Here is a 17,550-nt window from a genome sequence, read left to right as displayed (position 1 = left end):
CGAAGGAGCGGACATGAAGAAACAGAATGCCCGTCAGGCGGTCGTCAAGCGCGATATCGAAGCCGCGAATCCGATGATGGAAATGGTGTGGCGGCTGGAGCGGCTGGAGCGGCAGGTGCAGCGCCTCTCCGAGCTCGTGCGGAACCATGCCGAAGATAACGACCGGCTTGTGCGCATTGTGGCGGAGGATCGCGACGTCATTCGCCGTGAACTCTTGCGGAAACATGAGCATCGGGTGCGGGTGCGCAAACACCTGCGCGATGTCAGTTCCAAAGTCGATTTGGAGCATTGAGCCGTGGCTGTCGGCGCGGCGGTTTGAATTCAGCCTTCGATGGCCACGTCGTCCACTCCTCCGTTCACCGCTTCTGAACAGTCTCTTTCCTCAACACTTCCAACGATCGATATACGCGGGATCGTGCGCCGCCACGGTGCGGTCACGGCCGTGGATCGGGTGAGTTTCCAGGTCCGCCGGGGCGAGTTTTTTTCCATTCTTGGTCCGAGCGGCGCGGGGAAAACTTCGGTCTTGCGCATGCTGGCGGGCTTCGACGATCCGGACGAAGGCGATCTGTTGATCGACGGGCAGTCGATGCTCGGCGTGCCGCCGAATCGCCGGCCGGTGAATCTAGTCTTTCAATCCTACGCGCTGTTTCCCCACCTGACGGTCTTCGAGAATGTGGCCTTCGGCCTGAAGATGCGGCGGGTGTCCGCAGCACTCATTGCTGAGCAGGTACGCCAGGCCTTGGCGATGGTGAAGCTGCTCGGCAAAGAAGGACGGATGCCGAATCAATTATCGGGTGGCGAACAACAGCGTGTGGCCCTGGCCCGTGCGCTGGTGAACAAGCCGGCTGTGGTGCTGCTCGATGAACCGTTAGCCGCGTTGGATCAACAACTGCGGCAGGCCATGCAGGTTGAGCTGAAATCCATTCAGGAGCAGGCCGGGCTGACCTGTGTCTGTGTGACGCATCATCAGGAAGAGGCGATGATGATGTCGGACCGCATTGCCGTCATGCATCAGGGGCGCATGTGGCAGGTCGGAAGCCCGCGCGAGGTGTATGAGCGACCCTGTAATCTGTTTGTGTCCCGATTTCTTGGCGTGTCGAATGAGCTAACGGGTACGATCGGGGCCTCGGTCGGGGAGGATCGCGTGTTTCGGCCGGACGATGCCGAACAGGCGCCGCTCACGGTGCGAACCGCTTCCACGGAACAGGCCGGCCGTTCAGCCACGCTCTCGCTCCGGCCGGAGCGCATCCGCATGGCGCAGGAACGGCCGTCGACATCCGACCCGGTGCTCTCCGGCCGGATTGAGAAAGTCCTGTTTGCCGGGAGCGAGATGAAGTATTTGGTTCGAGTCGCTCCCGGTCGCTTCTGGGAAACGAGAATGACCTCGGGCACATCGCTCCCGGCGTTCGCGGCGGGAGACCCGGTGTTTCTTCACTGGTCCCTGGCTGATGCGCGGTTGTTCTTCGAGTGACCATGCCCTCTCACGACCTGTCTTCACCTCCTGCGCCTGGTCAATCCACCTGCCGTTCCTGTTGGCTGGCCGCTCCCGGTCTGTTGTGGATGGGCCTGTTTTTTCTCGTGCCGCTGGCCTTGGTGTTTGCGATCAGCTTCGCTTCACGCGGAACCTATGGCGGCATTGTGTGGGAGTTCACGGCGGCGAACTATCTGGACCTGTGGCATCCGCTGTACGGCAAGATCCTCGGGCAGTCGCTCTGGTACGCGAGTCTCACCACGGCGATCTGTTTCGTGCTCGGATTTCCGCTCGCCTACTTGATCGCCAGAAGTCCGGCCCGGTGGCAGCCGGTGTTGTTGCTTCTGGTGATGTTACCGTTCTGGACGAACTTTCTCGTGCGAACCTACGCCTGGATGATTGTGCTGCGCCAGGACGGCCTTGTGAACGGCCTGTTGCGGGCTCTCGGAATAGTGGACGCCCCGCTTGAATTGCTCTACACGCCGACGGCCGTCGTGATCGGACTGGTCTACGGGTACCTTCCCTTTATGGTACTGCCTCTCTATGTCGCCGTGGAACGGCTGGATCCGCGCCTGGTGGAGGCGGCCTGGGATCTGTACGCCTCGCGCTGGGCGATATTCACGAGGGTGGTGGTTCCTCTCACGATGCCGGGCATCGTCGGCGGCTGTGTCCTGGTCTTCATCCCGTCGATCGGCTCGTTTATCACGCCGGATCTGCTAGGCGGGGCGAGAAGCATGATGATCGGCAATCTCATTCAACACGAGTATCTGGTCGTGCGGGACTGGCCGTTGGGATCGGCGGTGTCCTTTGTGCTGATGGCGATCGTCATGGCCGCGGTGGCGCTGTATTACCGCCATGCCGCCCGGACTGCCGGGCCGTTGGAGGGACGATGAGGCGAGGATCGACCGGCCTGAGCCTCGTGAGCGGTCTGGCGATGCTGTTTCTCTACGGCCCCATTCTTGTGCTCGTGCTCTATTCGTTCAATGCCGCCCACCTGTCGATGGCCTGGCGGGGGACGACCCTCAAGTGGTATGCCGCCCTCTGGCAAGACGAGGCGCTGCTGGCTGCGACCGCGAACAGCCTGCTCATTGCCGTGATCTCGACCATCGGCGCGACTTTGCTGGGCGGGCTGATGGCACTCGGCATGGAGCGTATGCCGCTTCGCCGGCAGCAGATCATCGAGGGCGGGCTGGTGCTGCCGCTCGTCATTCCTGAGGTGATGATGGGCGTGGCGCTGATGCTGCTTTTCGTGATGCTCAAGATGCCGCTCGGTCTCACTACGGTCATTCTGGGACACATCGTGTTCAATATTCCGCTGGTGACCATTATGATCCGCACGCGGTTGCGCAAACTGGATCCGGCGTTGCGCGAGGCGGCGGCCGATCTGGGTGCCGACTCCTGGCAGGTCTTCCGGCATGTCACGTTGCCGCTCTTGCGTCCGGCGATCTGGGGCGCGGTGCTGGTGGCCTTTACGGTCTCGCTCGATGATTTTCTGGTGACGTTCTTCACGGCCGGTCCCGGTGCGACGACGCTGCCGTTGAAGGTGTATTCGATGATCAAGTCCGGCGTCACGCCGGAGATCAATGCGCTTTCCGCGCTGCTGCTGCTCATTTCCATGGCCTGTGTCGCCCTCTCCCTTCATCTTCAACGCCGGGAGGTCTGAGTGGGGACTCCTCTCCGACGAATGAGCCCCTGGGGGCTGTGTCTGCTTTGGCTGGCAGGGGTGTTGTCTTCCTGCGGCCAAGGTGCAGGGAGTGATCCTGCCGAGTCTCGACCGGTCCTGCATTACTTCACCTGGTCCGACTATGTAGGGCCTGAGCTTATTCAGGAATTCGAACGGCGCGAGGGAGTGAAGGTGGTGATCGATACCTTCAGCAGCAACGAAGAGTTGTTGGCCAAACTCCAGAGCGGGGCCACGGGGTATGACGTGGCGGTGCCGTCTGATTTCATGGTGGCCATCATGATCCAGCAAGGGCTGCTGAGTGAATTGGACCAGCAGGCGCTGCCCAACGCGTCGTTCTTGGAACCGCATTTACAAGCGCTGCCCTTCGATCCGGAGCGGCGGTACTCGATCCCGTATCTGTGGGGCAGCGTGGGGATCGGGTACGATTCTGCGGTGATCCCGACGCCGCCGGACAGTTGGGCGATCCTATGGGACCCTCGGTACAAAGGCCGCATCAGCATGTTGAACGACCAGCGGGAAGTGTTCGGTGCGGTGTTGCGTTCGATGGGGCAATCGATGAACAGCACGGATCCGCAGGTGATCGAGGCGGCAAAGGAGCGGTTGCTGCGGCAGAAACCTTTGGTGAAGACCTATACGAGCGACCATTACGATCAGTTGTTGGCTTCAGGGGAGGTGGTCCTGGCGCATGCCTGGGGTGGACCCGTGGCGCGGGCCATGGCCGAGCGGCCGTCCATTCGCTATGTCGTTCCGAAGGAAGGGGCAACCTTGTGGGCCGACTGTCTGGTGGTGCTCCGGACGGCGCCTCAGAAACAGTTAGCCATGCGGTTTATCAACTATTTAATGGAGCCTCAGGTCGCGGCGCGCACGTCGGAGCGGCTGCGTTTTGCCTCCGCTTCCCGGCCGGCCCGTGAATTGGTGAATGCCTCGACGAGGGACAATCCCGCGGTGTATCCGCCGCTCGATCAACTCGATCGATTGGAGTGGATGAAGGATGTCGGCAGGGGCATCCGTCTCTATGACCGGGCCTGGACGGAACTGAAAATGCAATGAGCGAGTGCCGCGGGTCTTGTTTCAAAAACACTGAAGAATCAGTATAATGCGCGCGCTGTCCTCGATGGTTCGATACTCCTGCACAATGCGTGACGACATGCTCCACTACAGAGATTGCAGGCGGGTAGGCCCGTGCCTATCGGCCCTGGTCTGTCGTGCCTGGCTGGCGATCGGCCTGCTGGGATTCTTCGTGATCGGCGGCGCGATTGCGCAGGCGGCTGAATCAACTCCACCCCCGACGGTTCCGTTTTCTCCGCCGGTGGTCCGCCTGAACTTGTCCGAGGCGATGGCCCTGTTTCTGAGGCAGAACCTGGATTTGCTGATCGCCAAGTACGGGATCGAGTCCAGCAAGGGGCAGCAGATTACGGCACGGCTCTTTCCGAATCCGGTGGCGCAGCTGGGAAATGTGGCCTCGTTTACGCAGGGCAATACGCTGTCCAAAACCGGCGCGCTCACCATGCAGGTGCAGCAATTGTTTGAATTGGCCGGCAAGCGCGGATACCGCATCGAAAGTGCCGGCTTCGGGGTGCAGTCGGCGGAAGCGGATTTTGAAGATGCCGTCCGGCAGTTGGGATTCACGATCAAGGACGCCTACTATCGAGTGCTGGTGGCGCAGCGCCGGTTGTCTCTGGCCGAAGAAAACCGGGACCGGTTTGCGCGTATTTTAGACGTCAACACGATCCGTTTTAAAAAAGGGTATATCGCCGAAGTCGATCTGATTCGTATTCGTCTGCAGGTGGTCGATTTTCAAGCGCAGGTGATCGAGGCGATTCAGGAGGGTGAGTCCGCCAGAGCCGATCTCCGGCAACTGCTGCGTCTCTCTCCTGCGTCGAGGCTGGAGTTGACGACCGAAATGGACTACCGGCGGGTGGATCCCGACATGGGACGGCTCAGGTCGGTGGCCCTGGATGTCCGTCCCGATATCAAGAGCCGGCGGGCGGCCTTGTTGCAACGAGAGGCGGATCTCAAACTGGCCAAGGCCTTTCGGGTTCCCGATGTGACGATCGGCGCCGGCTATGCGGTGCAAGGCTCGCGTGGTCCCGATAACCAGCAGATGGGGATCCTGAATCTCGGTGTGCCCCTGCCGTTGTTCAATCGTAACCAGGGCGGGATCGTCCAGGCCGAAGTCGGCGTACAGTCGGCCCAGGCGGAATTGGATCGCACGGTCAACCAGGTGGAAAACCAGGTGGATGTGGCCTACCAGAATCTGCTCCAGAGTCGCCGGCTGGTGGAAGCCTATCTGGCGGGAGTGCTGGAAGATGCCCGCTCCACCTTCACCATCGTCGAGCGCGCCTATGAACGGGGAGGAGCCACCATCCTGGATCTTCTCGATGCCGCGCGGACGTCCCGTACGATTCAGCAGAATTTCATCGAGGCCCTCTTTTCCTATCAGCGGAACCTGTTCCAACTGGAGAGTTCGGTCGGGCAGGAGATTACGTCATGATCATTGGCGTGAGGTCGGTCGCAGGGGTAGCCGTAGCGCTGTCGTTGTGGGCCTGCAGTCAAACGCAAGAACCAGCCGCTTCGAAGCCTCCCGTGACCCCGGAACATGTTGCCGTCCAGCCTCCGCCGCAGTCCATCGGACAGATTGAGACGGCCGTGGTGGATTTTAAACCGATCCAGCCCGAGCTGGTCCTGGTCGGAAAGGTGGCCTACGGGGAAGACCGGTATTCGAAAATTTCCTCTCCATTGCAAGGACGGGTGGTGGAGGTGCGGGCCAAGTTGGGCGATCGCGTGGAGGCAGGGGCGACCTTGCTGGTGATCGACAGTTCCGACATTACCGCCGCCTATTCGGAGTTTGTGAAAGAAGCCTCGGAGATGGAATATTCCACGCGGGCGCAGGAACTTGCGAAGGAACTGTATGCCACCAAGGCCTTGGCCTTGAAAGATCTCAAGCAGGCTGAAAACGATCTGATCAAGGCGCGCGCGGAATTTCGGCGGGCAAAAGAGCGCTTGTTGTCGTTGCGCATTCCTGCTCAAGAGCTGGAGAAACCGCTTGCCCAACAGCGTATTACCTCGCGCTTCGAGATGAAGAGTCCCTTGACCGGCACCGTCGTCGAACGGGCCGTGACTCCGGGACAGTCTGTCGGAAGCGACGCCGGCCAGGTGTTGTTCACGGTGGCCGATCTGGATCGGTTGCAGGTCGTGGCCGATGTCTACGAACGGGACCTCGCCTTGGTGAAAGTCAGCCAGGTCGGACGCATCAACGTGGAAGCCTATCCGGGGACCGACTTCGCCTCCGTCGTGGCCTCCATCGGAGATGTCGTCGACCCGAACACCCGCACCATCAAAGTTCGAGCCTGGGTCGATAATCGTGAACAGCGCCTGAAACCGGAGATGTTCGCGCGGCTGAGGTTGGACGTCGGCGACGCTACGCCATTCCTCACGATTCCCAAGGAAGCGGTCGTCGAGATCGACGGCAAACATTTCGTCTACCTGATCGACGCCCCCAATCACTATGAGAAACGCGAAGTGGTGGTCTCCAACGTGTCCAGCGGGCAGGTCCGCATTCTGGAGGGACTGACATCCGGCCAGCGCATCGTCATCAAGGGCGCGGTGCTGGTGAAGGGACAGGAGGCGAAGTAATGATCGAGGTCATGATCATGTGCTCTCGCCTCTCCCAGAGGTATCCCGCCTCATGATCGTTCGTATCGTCGAGCTCTCCCTCGTTCAGCGGTTTCTGATCTGTGCGCTGGGATTCAGTCTCCTCTTCGGCGGGCTCTATGCCTTCCAGCAACTCGACATCGTCGCCTATCCGGATCCGTCGCCTCCGATGGTGGAGGTGATCACGCAATTTCCCGGCTGGTCCGCGGAAGAGATCGAGCGGCAAATCACCATTCCCATCGAGGTTGCCTTAAACGGGATGCCGGGTCTCACCGATATTCGCTCCTTATCGATTTTCGGGTTGAGCGACGTGAAGATCTATTTCGACTTCGGGACGCAATACTTCTTCGACCGGCAGGAAGTCATCAATCGCCTGGCCACGGTCAGTCTTCCTCAAAACGTGCAGCCGGCCTTGTCGCCCTGGTGGGCGATTGCAGAGATCTACCGCTATGAACTGGCCGGAGACGGGAAGACGAGTCTGACCGACCTCAAGACGATCCAGGATTGGCAGGTCCGGCGAGAGTTCCGGCGTGTGCCGGGGATCATCGATGTGACGGCCTTCGGAGGCACGACCCAGGAATATCACGTCGATATCGATCCCGGGAAGTTGATCAGTTATCAAGTCAGCCTCGCGCAGGTCATGGAGGCCTTGACCAACAGCAACGCCAACGTCGGCGGCAACTACCTCACCGTCGGCGCCCAGAACTACAACATTCGCGGCCTCGGGTTGATCAACGGTTTGGCGGATATCGAAAATGTGATGGTGGCCGAAAAGGAAGGCACCCCCATTTTCGTCAAGACGCTGGGAACCGTGTCGGTGGGTCATCGGGTGCGGTTGGGCAAGGTCGGCATCGACGACAACGACGACGTCGTGGAAGGGGTGATCCTCTTGCAGCGCGGATACAAGGCGCTGTCCGTGCTGGAGCGGGTCCGGGAAAAGGTCGAGGAACTGAACAAGTGGAAATTGCCGGAAGGGGTGAAGGTCAAGACCTTCTACGACCGGACGGCCCTGATCCATACCACGGTTGAAACGGTCACCGATATTTTGATCAGCGGCATGGTCCTGGTCTTCGTGATTCTGTTCGTGTTTCTCGGTCATTTCCGTGCGTCGCTCATCGTGGCGTTGACCATTCCCATGTCGCTGCTGTTCACCTTCACGATGATGGTGATGATCGGACAGTCCGCCAACCTCATTTCGCTCGGCTCGATCGATTTCGGCATCATCGTCGATGCGACCCTGGTGATGGTGGAAAGTATCTTTTTCCATCTCGGCCACGATCGCCGTCTGGGCCTGACCGTGCCGCAGCAGATCGTGCGCGCGGCTCGCCAGGTTGGGCAGCCGATTTTCTTTTCGACGGCGATCATTGTGGTGGCGTTCATTCCCCTGTTCACGATGACCGGCGTGCCCGGGAAGATTTTTGCGCCGATGTCCATTACCTATGGTTTTGCCCTCTTCGGCGCGCTGCTCATGGCCTTTACGCTGGCACCGGTGCTGTGCTCGCTGCTGCTGACGGGTGTGGTCAAGGAAGAAGATACGCGGTTTGTCGGCGCGATTCGCCGGACCTATCTGGCCGTGTTGCAATGGGCCTTGCGCCACAACGTGAAAGTCATCGGCGCGGCGCTGTTGCTGCTGGTCGGAGCATTCGGGGCGCTGCAATTCATCGGTGGAGAATTCATGCCGGCGTTGGAGGAGGGGAACCTCTGGGTCCGCGCGACCATGCCGGTCGATATTTCTTACGACGAGGCCGCCCGCTTGACCGGAGAAATCCGGCAGATGTTCCGGCAGTCGCCCGAGGTCGTCACGATCGTGTCTCAGCTCGGGAGACCCGACGACGGGACCGACCCCACGAGTTTCTTCAACGCGGAGTTCCTCGCAAATCTGAAGCCGCAGAAGGAGTGGCGGCCGGGACTCAGCAAGGACCAGTTGGTGGAAGAGATCGAGGCGCGGCTGAAGGTCATTCCCGGGATCGTCTTCAACTTCTCCCAGGTCATTCAAGACAATGTGGAAGAGGCCATGTCGGGTGTGAAGGGGGAGAATTCCATCAAGTTATTCGGCAACGACCTGAAGACCATGGAGGCGAAGGCCGTCGAAGTCGAAGCGGTGATGAAGGGGGTCCGAGGCGTTAAGGATTTGGGAATTTTCCGGTTAGTAGGACAGCCCAATCTGCTGATTCAGGTGGATCGGGAAGCCAGCGCCCGATATGGGTTGCGCGTGTCCGACGTCAACGCGGTGGTGCAGGCGGCGGTGGGCGGTCAGGGGGTGACGCAGGTCTACGAGGGCGAGCGCCTGTTCGATCTGGTGGTTCGGTTTCTTCCCGAGTTTCGACGGGATGCCGAGACCATCGGCAATATTCTGGTGAATACGCCGGACGGTGCGCGGATTCCCCTGAAACAGGTGGCGACGATCAGAACTCAGACCGGCGCATTCATCATTTATCGGGAAAACAACGAACGGTATATTCCGATCAAGTTCAGCGTCCGCGACCGCGACCTGGAGAGCACGGTGAAGGAGGCCCAGACCAAGATGGCTCAAGCGGTTTCGCTCCCGGAACGGTATCGGCTTGAATGGGCCGGTCAGTACGATCAACTCACGGCCGAACAAAAACGCCTGACGATGATCGTGCCGGTGAGTCTGGTGATCATCCTGTTTCTCCTCTACACGACCTTCAACTCTCTGACGAACGCGCTGCTGGTGTTGGTCACAGTGCCGTTTGCGTTGATCGGCGGTATTTTCTCGCTCGTCTTCACCGGAACCCACTTCAGCATCTCTGCAGCGGTGGGGGTGATTTCGACGCTGGGAGTAGCGATTCTCGGAGGAGTCCTGCTAATCTCACGCATTGAGGATTTTCGTCGGCATGGGCTCGATTTGCGAGAGGCCGTCTTGAAGGGGGCGGATGTGCAGATGCGTCCCATTCTCATGGCCACGCTCGCCGCGGCCATCGGGTTGCTTCCTGCAGCGTTGGCCACAGGGATCGGCTCGCAGGCACAACAACCGCTGGCCCGGGTGGTGGTGGGTGGTATGCTGACTGCGGCGGTGTTGATCCTGGTTGTGCTGCCGGTCTTGTATGAAGTCGTGCATCGTCGCACGGCGAGCACGCGCACGGTCGAAGCAGAGTAGGAACCGGTGGTTCCACATTAATGGTCATGCTGTAGGGGGTAGGTCACTATTATGATGGGAGCGAGGCAGCAGATGGTCGGTCGATTGTTGGTTCGGGGCCTGGTGTGCCTGGGCTTGGTGGGAATCACTGTGGATCAAGCCTGGTCCGACGCTACCGTGTGGCCGGTGCAGATGCCGTATGAGGCGCCGCCCAAGTCCGAGCCGGTCCCGGATGTCTCGGTGGCCCCCAATACCAAGGCCCTGACGCCTGAGGAACTGCAGCGGGCCGAGGCGCTGTTGCCGTTGTTGGAGGGAAAACAAGAATTCTGGGCGATGGGAGAATTCGTGCATCTGGGAGAGCCGGTCCTGCCGGTGGTGACCAAGGCGCTGGCCATGCCCGGCCCGCGGATACGGTACAATGCCATTGAGACCCTCTCCATGATCAAGTCTCCGGCTGCCGTGCCGGCTCTGCTGGATACGGCGAAGCTGGGGACCGAACTGCCTCGCATTCGTGAGCATGCGCTCCGGGTCGCAGTGCGGCTCGATCCGATGCAGGCCGCGCCCGCCATTGAAGCGATGGCGAAAGATGCCAATGCGTCGATTCGGAAGGCGGCGGCGGTTGAATCGCGGTATGTGCGTCGGAAAGAGGTGATTCAGCCCCTCATCGATCTGCTGGGGGACGACGAACGGTTCGTGGCCCTGTCCGCCGTGCAGTCGCTCTGGACCTTGACCCGGCATGAGACGGAGTTTCACGATTGGGATGCCTCCAACAAGCAGGATCGCCAGGCTTGGGCGCAGGAATGGATCGAATGGTGGAACCAGTCGAAAGAGACGTTTGAAATGCCGGAACCGAAGAGCCGGAAACGGGCCGGTTGACGACTGGATTTCGGCGGTTGCGGAGAGTCAAAAAGCCGTGGTAGGTAATAAAGAGACCGGTTGCGCGGCGTGAGTCGCTCGCGCGATGGTATTGATAGAAAAGGTGCAGGATGGCGATATTGGCAATCAGTAAACTCGGTAACCCGATTCTCCGGCAGAAGGCCCTGCCTCTGACCCCGGCGGAGATAAAAAAAGCCGCGTTCCAGCAACTTATCGACGACATGTTTGAAACCATGTACGACGAACCGGGGATCGGTTTAGCCGCTCCGCAGGTGGGACGATCACAGCAACTTGTCGTGATGGATTGCCCCGGTGAAGGCGGTTTTCCCAAGACGGTGCTCATCAATCCGACGATCCAGTTTTACGGGCCCGAGCAGGTCGAAGGCTGGGAAGGCTGCTTGAGCGTCGACGGGTTGCGAGGCAAAGTGACGCGTCCCTCGACCGTTCGAGTGACCGGGCTGGATCGGAATGGGAAGCCGTTCGATTTCGAAGCCAGCGGCTTGTACGCCGTCTGTATTCAACATGAGCTGGACCATCTCATCGGTAAGCTGTTCATCGACCGCATGACCGACTTTTCCACCCTCACCCAGATGGATGAATTTCAGAAGTATTGGCAGAAGGAACCGGCCAGTGTCATCTGATCCGTCCCGGATCGTCGAGTCGCCGTGAGCTCGCTTCTACGCGTTCTGTCTTACCTCAAGCCGTTCCGGATGCTGGCGGTGGTGACCTTCGTGTGCGCGGGGCTCGCCACGGCGCTGGAACTGGTTCCGCCGTATCTCGTCAAAATCGTCATCGACGATGTGATCCAGTCGAAGCGTCCTGAGATGTTGCCCTGGGTGTTGGGAGCGCTCCTCGGCTCCTATGTCCTGCGGAACCTGATGAGCTCGATGCGGGTCCGGTTCAATAATCTGCTCGAACAGAAGGCCGTGCACGCATTGCGCATGCAGGTGTTCGGGGCGCTGCAACGCTTGTCGTTGAGCTATTTCGAGAACCGCTCGACGGGCGAGATCATGACCCGCGTGACCAGCGATACCGAACATGTCGAACGGATTTTCGTCGACGGGCTCGAGGGATTGCTGACGGCCTCGCTGACCCTGGTCGGCATCACGATCATGATGTTTTTCCTGAACTGGAAGCTCGCGCTGCTTTCGCTGCTGCCCATTCCGATCCTGATCGTCTGTGCCGCCTGGTTTACCCGACGGGTGCACGGGTACTACGCCGAGATCCGCAAAAGTGTGGCGGACCTCAATGCCTATCTTCAGGATGCCCTGTCGGGCATCAAGGAGACCATCGGCTTCAATCAGCACGAGTATGAACGCGAACGGTTCGAGACATTGAGCCAGACATACAGTCAGAACAGCCTGCGGGCCATGTTCCTGTGGTCCTGGTACTGGCCGGGTATGGTGTTTGTGGGCAGCACCGGCACGGTGTTGATCCTGTGGTACGGCGCGGGGGAAGTGCTGGCCGGAGAACTGACGGTCGGTCAGTTGGTGATGTTCCTCTCCTACCTCGGGCTCTTTTATACGCCGATCAACGAAATCCACTCGTTGAATCACATGCTGCAGCATGCGTTGGCGGCCAGTGAGCGCGTGTTCGAGATCCTGGATACCAAAACGGAGGTTGAAGACCGGCCCGGCGCGGTGCGGCCCGTCGAGCGGCTGAGAGGCGCGGTGGAGTATCGGCATGTGGGGTTCGGCTACCGGAAGGACGGCACCGTCTTGTCCGATGTGAATCTCACGGTCAGGCCGGGCGAACGGATCGCCCTGGTCGGGCCGAGCGGAGCGGGCAAAACATCGCTCTTGAAGCTGTTGATGCGGTTTTACGACGTACGTAGCGGGGCGGTGCTGGTCGATGGGCATGATGTGCGAGAGCTGCCGCTAGACTTTTTGAGAGGGCAGATCGGCCTGGTGCAGCAGGAGCCCTTTCTCTTCAACGGCACCGTGCGCCAGAATATCGTCTATAGCGACCTCTCGGCCGGCCATGAGCGTGTGGAAGCGGCCGCCCGTGCGGCGCGTGCCCATGACTTTATCACCCGACTGCCGGACGGGTATGATAGCTGGATCGGGGAGCGCGGGGTGAAATTGTCGGTTGGCCAGAAGCAGCGGGTCTCGATCGCGCGCGTGCTGCTGAAAGATCCGCCCATCGTGATCTTCGACGAGGCTACCTCCAATATCGATACTGAAACCGAGGTGAAGATTCGTGAAGCCCTGAACGATCTCACCAAAGGGCGAACGACCTTCATCATTGCACACCGCCTGGCCACCCTGCATGACGTGGATCGCATCATCGTGGTGGAGCGCGGGACGATTGTCGAGGAAGGCGACCACGAGGCCCTGATGAAACGGGGCGGGGTGTATGCGGGGCTGTATGAGGCCCAGTTTAAAATTTAACAGGATGCTGAAAAAGTCCGCCAGCATCGTTCTCGCATCGTGAAAGAGCTCAACGTACCACAAGGGTACGCCTCGCTCATTTACGTCGCTGCGGCCTTGCTGGACGGCCATTTTGAGCATCCTTACGAATATGTATAAGAAATACGTGGTCAATATCCAAGAGTCGATTGAATATTGAGTGTTACGGTTGCGCAGACTTCATGAATGATGATCAAAGGGAGTAAGGGATATGGTGCTGATTTACGAGAGTGATCCGCTCGACAATGAGGACGCCCGGGGGCATTTTTATCATGTCTGTCGGGGCAGGATCGACCGGACGGAAATCCGGTTGCCGGAGGGAGAGTCGATTTATGAGTGCGCGGTGTGTGGTGTTGATCTAGAGCCTGAAGATTTCTGGATCGCGAGGCAAAAGGGATCGGTGTAGCGCAGGCTGCGCGCACCGGAGCATATATACGAAAGGGAGTGTGTTATGGCGGGGAGTACAGGCCGGAAAACAGTGTCCGTGTCACGCGGCCTCATGATGCTGTGTGACGTGTGTTATGAACAGGTCTTTGCTGAGAATCTGGTCGATCAGCGCAACTTCGTGTCCGATCACGAATCGTTGTTCGATACTATTTGTATGGGGTGTACGGATATTAATCGACCGTTAGTCGACGACATGTTGGGGAGTTCGGAGTAGCGTAGCGCTACCGCATGACTTCCGGGTCATAACAGACCGTCTCTACATGTGTGCCTGTCGGAACTTGGGCCACCGACAGGCACCAGCGACGACGGCTCAACTTTACTTGCAGACTTTTCCGTCGAAATGCAGGCAGGTCGATTCGCCGGACTTGACCTTCCAAGTTTTAAGCAGCGGCGGTTGCCCTTCGCGTGTTTCCACCACGATATCTACGAGCCCTGATTGCGGCAGCTTCTCGATGTGAGCTTTGGCCTCCTCCGGGACCTCCACCCAAAACACCGCGCCGAGCGTTGAGATCAGAATGCGGCTGTTATCGACGTCTACGTTGATGATCGGGCTGTAGTAGCTCTTTTCAGCGGCGGAGGTGTGTTCAGGGTTCGTCACCCCGGTCAGGCACAGAATGAGTGCGACAATGAGCAGGCCAAATCGCATCGAATGCTCCCTTCGATGACAAGGTCAAAGCGCAATTATGGCATCGTTGCCGGTCGATTGGTAGAGGGAGCGAGATGGTTTTGTTCTAGCGGCGCGATGACTACATGATATGCACGTCGGCAGGGCGAACCTTGCCGTCGGCGATCCAGTAGGTGCGAATATCCGCTGCGGGGGAGTGCATGAGTGACACGAGGAGATAGGCGGGGACGGGGAGATTGATGCGTTCCCAGATTTCTTCGTAATCGGTGGCGATCTTGATGTCGGTGTGCGAGGGGCGCGCCGGGTCTTTCGGATGGGAATGGTAGACCACTTGAAGGTCCAAGCCATTCTTGCGGATGTCTTTCTTAGCGGCCGAAAAATCCCCCATGTCCATCACGAAGGCGATCTCAGCTCGCTCTTCCGGGGACAGCCGTTCAAGATGGGCGACCTTGTCGTCATCAAAGGTGGAGAGTTTTTCCGCGCCTTCGACGGCCACGATGTTGGTGATGCGGTAGAGGTGTGTGACGGTCTTGTTCGTGCCGGCGAGCAGGCCGCAGCATTCGAACGGCGCCAACTCGCGCGCATGCGCGACGATCTGATCCAGGATGTGTTGCGGAATCGATAGATCGGGCATATCAGATGGTGCAGGCGACGCTGTAGTCCCCGCCCAAGTCTTTGATCGTCGGCGTGGCGCTGCAGAGAGGGCAACGCGGGTCTTTCGGGCGCGACACTTTCCGGAACTTCATCTCCAGCGCATCGTAGATCACGAGCTTGTCCGCGATTGTCTCGCCGATGCCCAGAATTTCCTTGATGGCTTCAGAGGCTTGTAGGATGCCCATGGTTCCGGCCAGGACCCCCAATACACCGGCTTCCTGACAGTTCGGGACCAATCCGGCCGGCGGCGGTTCCGGGTAGAGACACCGGTAGCAAGGGTAGCCGGCATGCGGCTTGATGGTTGTGAGCTGTCCCTCGAAGCGAAACATGCTGGCCGAGATGAGTGTCTTTCTGGCGAAGAAACAGGCATCGTTCACGAGGAAGCGCGTGGTGAAATTGTCGGAGCCGTCCAGCACGATGTCATAGTCGGACACGAGTCCAAGAATATTCTCGGTATCGACGTTTAGCTGATAGGTCTTGATCGTGATGTCGGGGTTGATGGCCGACAGCATCCTTCTCCCGGATTCCACCTTGGGCACGCCGATGGTGGCAGTCGTATGGAGAATCTGCCGCTGGAGGTTCGAGAGATCCACCACGTCGCCGTCCACCAGGCCGATGGTGCCGATGCCGGCAGCCGCCAGATACAGGGCTGCGGGCGAGCCGAGTCCCCCGGCTCCGATCAGGAGGACCTTGGCCTTGGACAGTTTGACCTGTCCCTTGCCGCCGACCTCGTTGAGGATGATGTGCCGGCTATAGCGCTGTATTTGTTGTTCGGTAAATTCCATTCGACTCGTCTCTCGTCGTTCGTGAAACGTGAAGCGGTCTGGCCCTAAAACGAGATACACTTCACGAGGTGCGCTTCACCCATTGTTATTCCACTACGTTCAATTCAATGGGATCGACGACGCAGCCTTTGGTGCGGATGCCGTCGATGGCGCGTTCGATTTCTTCGGTCTCGCCGGTCAGTTCGAGATCCATCCACCCGGTCGTCTCCCGCACATCGGCCCGACGCACGTTGGTCACGACCTTGAACTCATGGCCGATCTGATAAATGATCGGCTCCTTGATCTTGTTCTCGGGAAAACGAATATGAAAGCGTAGGCTGGTCATGGCTATCCTCCGGCAATCGCAGGAACGATCGACACTTCATCGCCGTCCTTCAAAGAGGTTTCTTTCCCGTTCAGGAAACGGATGTCCTCTTCGTTGACGTAGATGTTGACGAACCGGCGCAAGTCGCCCTTTTCGTCACAGAGCCGGTTCTTCAGCCCCGGATAGGTCGCGTCGAGCGATCCGATCATGTCCACAATGTTGGCTGCCGCGGATTCAACTTCGCCCTGACCCTTTGTGAGGGGACGCAGGGGCGTTGGAATACGAACCTTAATCATGAGTCACCACCACTGTTCTTTCCCATTTTGAATGTTTTTTGGAAGTTCACCAGGCTGGGCTGGATGCGGAACGGACGACCGACGGCGTCCACAACCGCTTCCTGGGTCTTGAGCCCGTTGCCGGTGATATAGGCGACCGTGACGTCGCTCTTCTTGATCAGCCCCTGCTTCACGAGCTTGCACAAGACCCCGATGGTCACGCCGCCGGCGGTTTCGGCGAAAATGCCTTCGGTCTGGGCCAGCAGCTTGATGCCTTCCACGACTTCCTCGTCCGTCACCGCGTCCATCGCGCCCTTGCTCTCCGCGGTGGCTTTTAAGGCGTAGTAGCCGTCGGCCGGGTTGCCGATGGCGAGGGACTTGGCGATGGTCTTCGGCTTGACCGGCTTGAAAAAGTCCCGGCCTGCCTTGAAGGCGGTCGCGATCGGGGAGCAGCCTTCAGCCTGCGCACCGTTGATCTTGGTGCGGACGGAATCGACCAGCCCCAGCGCATGCATTTCGTGCAGGCCCTTCCAGATCTTCGTCAATAAGGAACCAGAGGCCATGGGAATGACGGCCTGGTCCGGCGTGCGCCAGCCGAGTTGTTCCACCGTCTCAAACGCAAGGGTCTTCGAGCCCTCGGCATAGTAGGGACGAATGTTGATATTCACGAAGGCCCAGCCATGTTCACCCGCGATTTCGCTGCAGAGCCGGTTCACATCGTCGTAGTTGCCCTCGACTTCGACCACGTTCGGCTTGTAAATCAGGTTGCCGAGCACCTTCGCCGCTTCAAGGTCGGCCGGGATGAACACGTAGCACTTCATGCCTGCCGCCGCCGCGTGAGCCGCGACGGAGTTGGCCAGGTTGCCGGTTGAGGCGCAGGCCACCGTTTCAAAGCCGAGTTCCCGCGCACGTGTGAGGGCGACCGAGACGACCCGATCTTTGAACGACAGGGTCGGATGGTTCACCGTATCGTTCTTGATATAGAGCTCGTCGATGCCCAGATAGGCGCCGAGATTTTTCGCCCGCACCAACGGCGTCAGTCCCGCATGGGGCCCGATGATCGCGGTGCTTTCGACCGGCAGCAGGTCGATATAGCGCCACATGCTGTTCGGGCCTTGTTCGATCTTTTTCCGGGAGATCGTGCTTTTGATCTCGTCGTAGTTGTATTTGACTTCGAGCGGGCCGAAGCACATCTCACAGACGTGGATGGCTTTGGGTGGATATTCCTTCCCACATTCCCGGCACACGAGCGCTTTCATTTTCGACATGG

Annotated in this window: 19 protein-coding genes; 13 read left to right on the top strand and 6 right to left on the bottom strand. The window is 59.3% G+C overall.

Annotation, left to right across the window (positions count from 1 at the left end; genetic code table 11):
• The first annotated feature begins 13 nt into the window (after positions 1-13).
• The 13 genes from NSND_RS04880 (at position 14) to NSND_RS04820 (ending at position 13,851) form a co-directional block, all read left to right on the top strand.
• Entirely contained in the window at positions 14-292 is a 279-nt protein-coding gene (locus NSND_RS04880) for a hypothetical protein (RefSeq protein ID WP_143833410.1), read from the top strand.
• 39 nt (positions 293-331) lie between these two features.
• Positions 332-1,471: an ABC transporter ATP-binding protein gene (locus tag NSND_RS04875; RefSeq protein ID WP_080877920.1), complete on the top strand. Its 1,140-nt coding sequence runs from the start codon at positions 332-334 to the stop codon at positions 1,469-1,471.
• A gap of 2 nt (positions 1,472-1,473) precedes the next feature.
• Positions 1,474-2,364 (top strand): ABC transporter permease, encoded by an 891-nt coding sequence (locus tag NSND_RS04870; RefSeq protein ID WP_235000174.1) that lies wholly within the window; start codon positions 1,474-1,476, stop codon positions 2,362-2,364.
• A complete protein-coding gene (locus NSND_RS04865) occupies positions 2,361-3,134 on the top strand; it encodes an ABC transporter permease (RefSeq protein WP_080877919.1) in 774 nt (257 codons plus the stop codon). Before NSND_RS04870 ends, NSND_RS04865 begins: the two co-directional genes overlap by 4 nt.
• The gene (locus NSND_RS04860) at positions 3,135-4,205 is read left to right on the top strand and encodes a polyamine ABC transporter substrate-binding protein (protein ID WP_143833409.1); all 1,071 of its coding nucleotides are present in this window, start codon (positions 3,135-3,137) and stop codon (positions 4,203-4,205) included.
• 97 nt (positions 4,206-4,302) lie between these two features.
• The gene (locus tag NSND_RS04855; protein WP_159450638.1) at positions 4,303-5,649 is read left to right on the top strand and encodes a TolC family protein; all 1,347 of its coding nucleotides are present in this window, start codon (positions 4,303-4,305) and stop codon (positions 5,647-5,649) included.
• Positions 5,646-6,791 carry an efflux RND transporter periplasmic adaptor subunit gene (locus NSND_RS04850; protein WP_080877916.1) on the top strand — a complete coding sequence of 382 codons (1,146 nt, stop codon included), beginning with the start codon at positions 5,646-5,648 and terminating at the stop codon, positions 6,789-6,791. Before NSND_RS04855 ends, NSND_RS04850 begins: the two co-directional genes overlap by 4 nt.
• Before the next feature lie 52 nt (positions 6,792-6,843).
• Positions 6,844-9,927 carry an efflux RND transporter permease subunit gene (locus NSND_RS04845; RefSeq protein ID WP_080877915.1) on the top strand — a complete coding sequence of 1,028 codons (3,084 nt, stop codon included), beginning with the start codon at positions 6,844-6,846 and terminating at the stop codon, positions 9,925-9,927.
• Between the two features lie 51 nt (positions 9,928-9,978).
• Complete coding sequence (locus NSND_RS04840) at positions 9,979-10,782, top strand: HEAT repeat domain-containing protein (protein ID WP_080877914.1); 804 nt, start codon at positions 9,979-9,981, stop codon at positions 10,780-10,782.
• Positions 10,783-10,892: 110 nt separating this feature from the next.
• Positions 10,893-11,423, top strand: a complete 531-nt coding sequence (gene def / locus NSND_RS04835; protein ID WP_080877913.1) for a peptide deformylase — start codon at positions 10,893-10,895, stop codon at positions 11,421-11,423.
• 24 nt (positions 11,424-11,447) lie between these two features.
• Positions 11,448-13,172, top strand: coding sequence for an ABC transporter ATP-binding protein (locus NSND_RS04830; protein WP_235000173.1), 1,725 nt, complete (start codon positions 11,448-11,450; stop codon positions 13,170-13,172).
• Between the two features lie 229 nt (positions 13,173-13,401).
• Positions 13,402-13,596: a hypothetical protein gene (locus NSND_RS04825; RefSeq protein ID WP_080877911.1), complete on the top strand. Its 195-nt coding sequence runs from the start codon at positions 13,402-13,404 to the stop codon at positions 13,594-13,596.
• A gap of 45 nt (positions 13,597-13,641) precedes the next feature.
• Positions 13,642-13,851, top strand: a complete 210-nt coding sequence (locus tag NSND_RS04820) for a hypothetical protein (protein WP_080877910.1) — start codon at positions 13,642-13,644, stop codon at positions 13,849-13,851.
• A gap of 102 nt (positions 13,852-13,953) precedes the next feature.
• Here the strand turns inward: NSND_RS04820 and NSND_RS04815 are convergent, their stop codons facing one another.
• The 6 genes from NSND_RS04815 to thrC form a co-directional block, all read right to left on the bottom strand.
• Positions 13,954-14,283: a hypothetical protein gene (locus NSND_RS04815; RefSeq protein WP_080877909.1), complete on the bottom strand. Its 330-nt coding sequence runs from the start codon at positions 14,281-14,283 to the stop codon at positions 13,954-13,956.
• A gap of 100 nt (positions 14,284-14,383) precedes the next feature.
• Complete coding sequence (locus NSND_RS04810; protein ID WP_080877908.1) at positions 14,384-14,896, bottom strand: M67 family metallopeptidase; 513 nt, start codon at positions 14,894-14,896, stop codon at positions 14,384-14,386.
• A 1-nt stretch (position 14,897) separates the two neighbouring features.
• The gene (gene moeB, locus NSND_RS04805) at positions 14,898-15,701 is read right to left on the bottom strand and encodes a molybdopterin-synthase adenylyltransferase MoeB (protein WP_080877907.1); all 804 of its coding nucleotides are present in this window, start codon (positions 15,699-15,701) and stop codon (positions 14,898-14,900) included.
• Between the two features lie 85 nt (positions 15,702-15,786).
• Complete coding sequence (locus NSND_RS04800) at positions 15,787-16,026, bottom strand: NIL domain-containing protein (protein ID WP_013248370.1); 240 nt, start codon at positions 16,024-16,026, stop codon at positions 15,787-15,789.
• A gap of 2 nt (positions 16,027-16,028) precedes the next feature.
• On the bottom strand, positions 16,029-16,301 hold the full coding sequence (locus NSND_RS04795; RefSeq protein ID WP_013248371.1) for a MoaD/ThiS family protein: 273 nt from the start codon (positions 16,299-16,301) through the stop codon (positions 16,029-16,031).
• Positions 16,298-17,548: a threonine synthase gene (gene thrC, locus NSND_RS04790; RefSeq protein WP_080877906.1), complete on the bottom strand. Its 1,251-nt coding sequence runs from the start codon at positions 17,546-17,548 to the stop codon at positions 16,298-16,300. Before thrC ends, NSND_RS04795 begins: the two co-directional genes overlap by 4 nt.
• Between the last annotated feature and the right edge of the window lie 2 nt (positions 17,549-17,550).

Origin of the sequence: Nitrospira sp. ND1, from assembly GCF_900170025.1 — a bacterium.
Classification (GTDB): Bacteria; Nitrospirota; Nitrospiria; order Nitrospirales; family Nitrospiraceae; genus Nitrospira_A.
The sequence above is the reverse complement of the archived record's forward strand: the minus strand, read 5'-3'. Positions and strand labels throughout refer to the sequence as shown.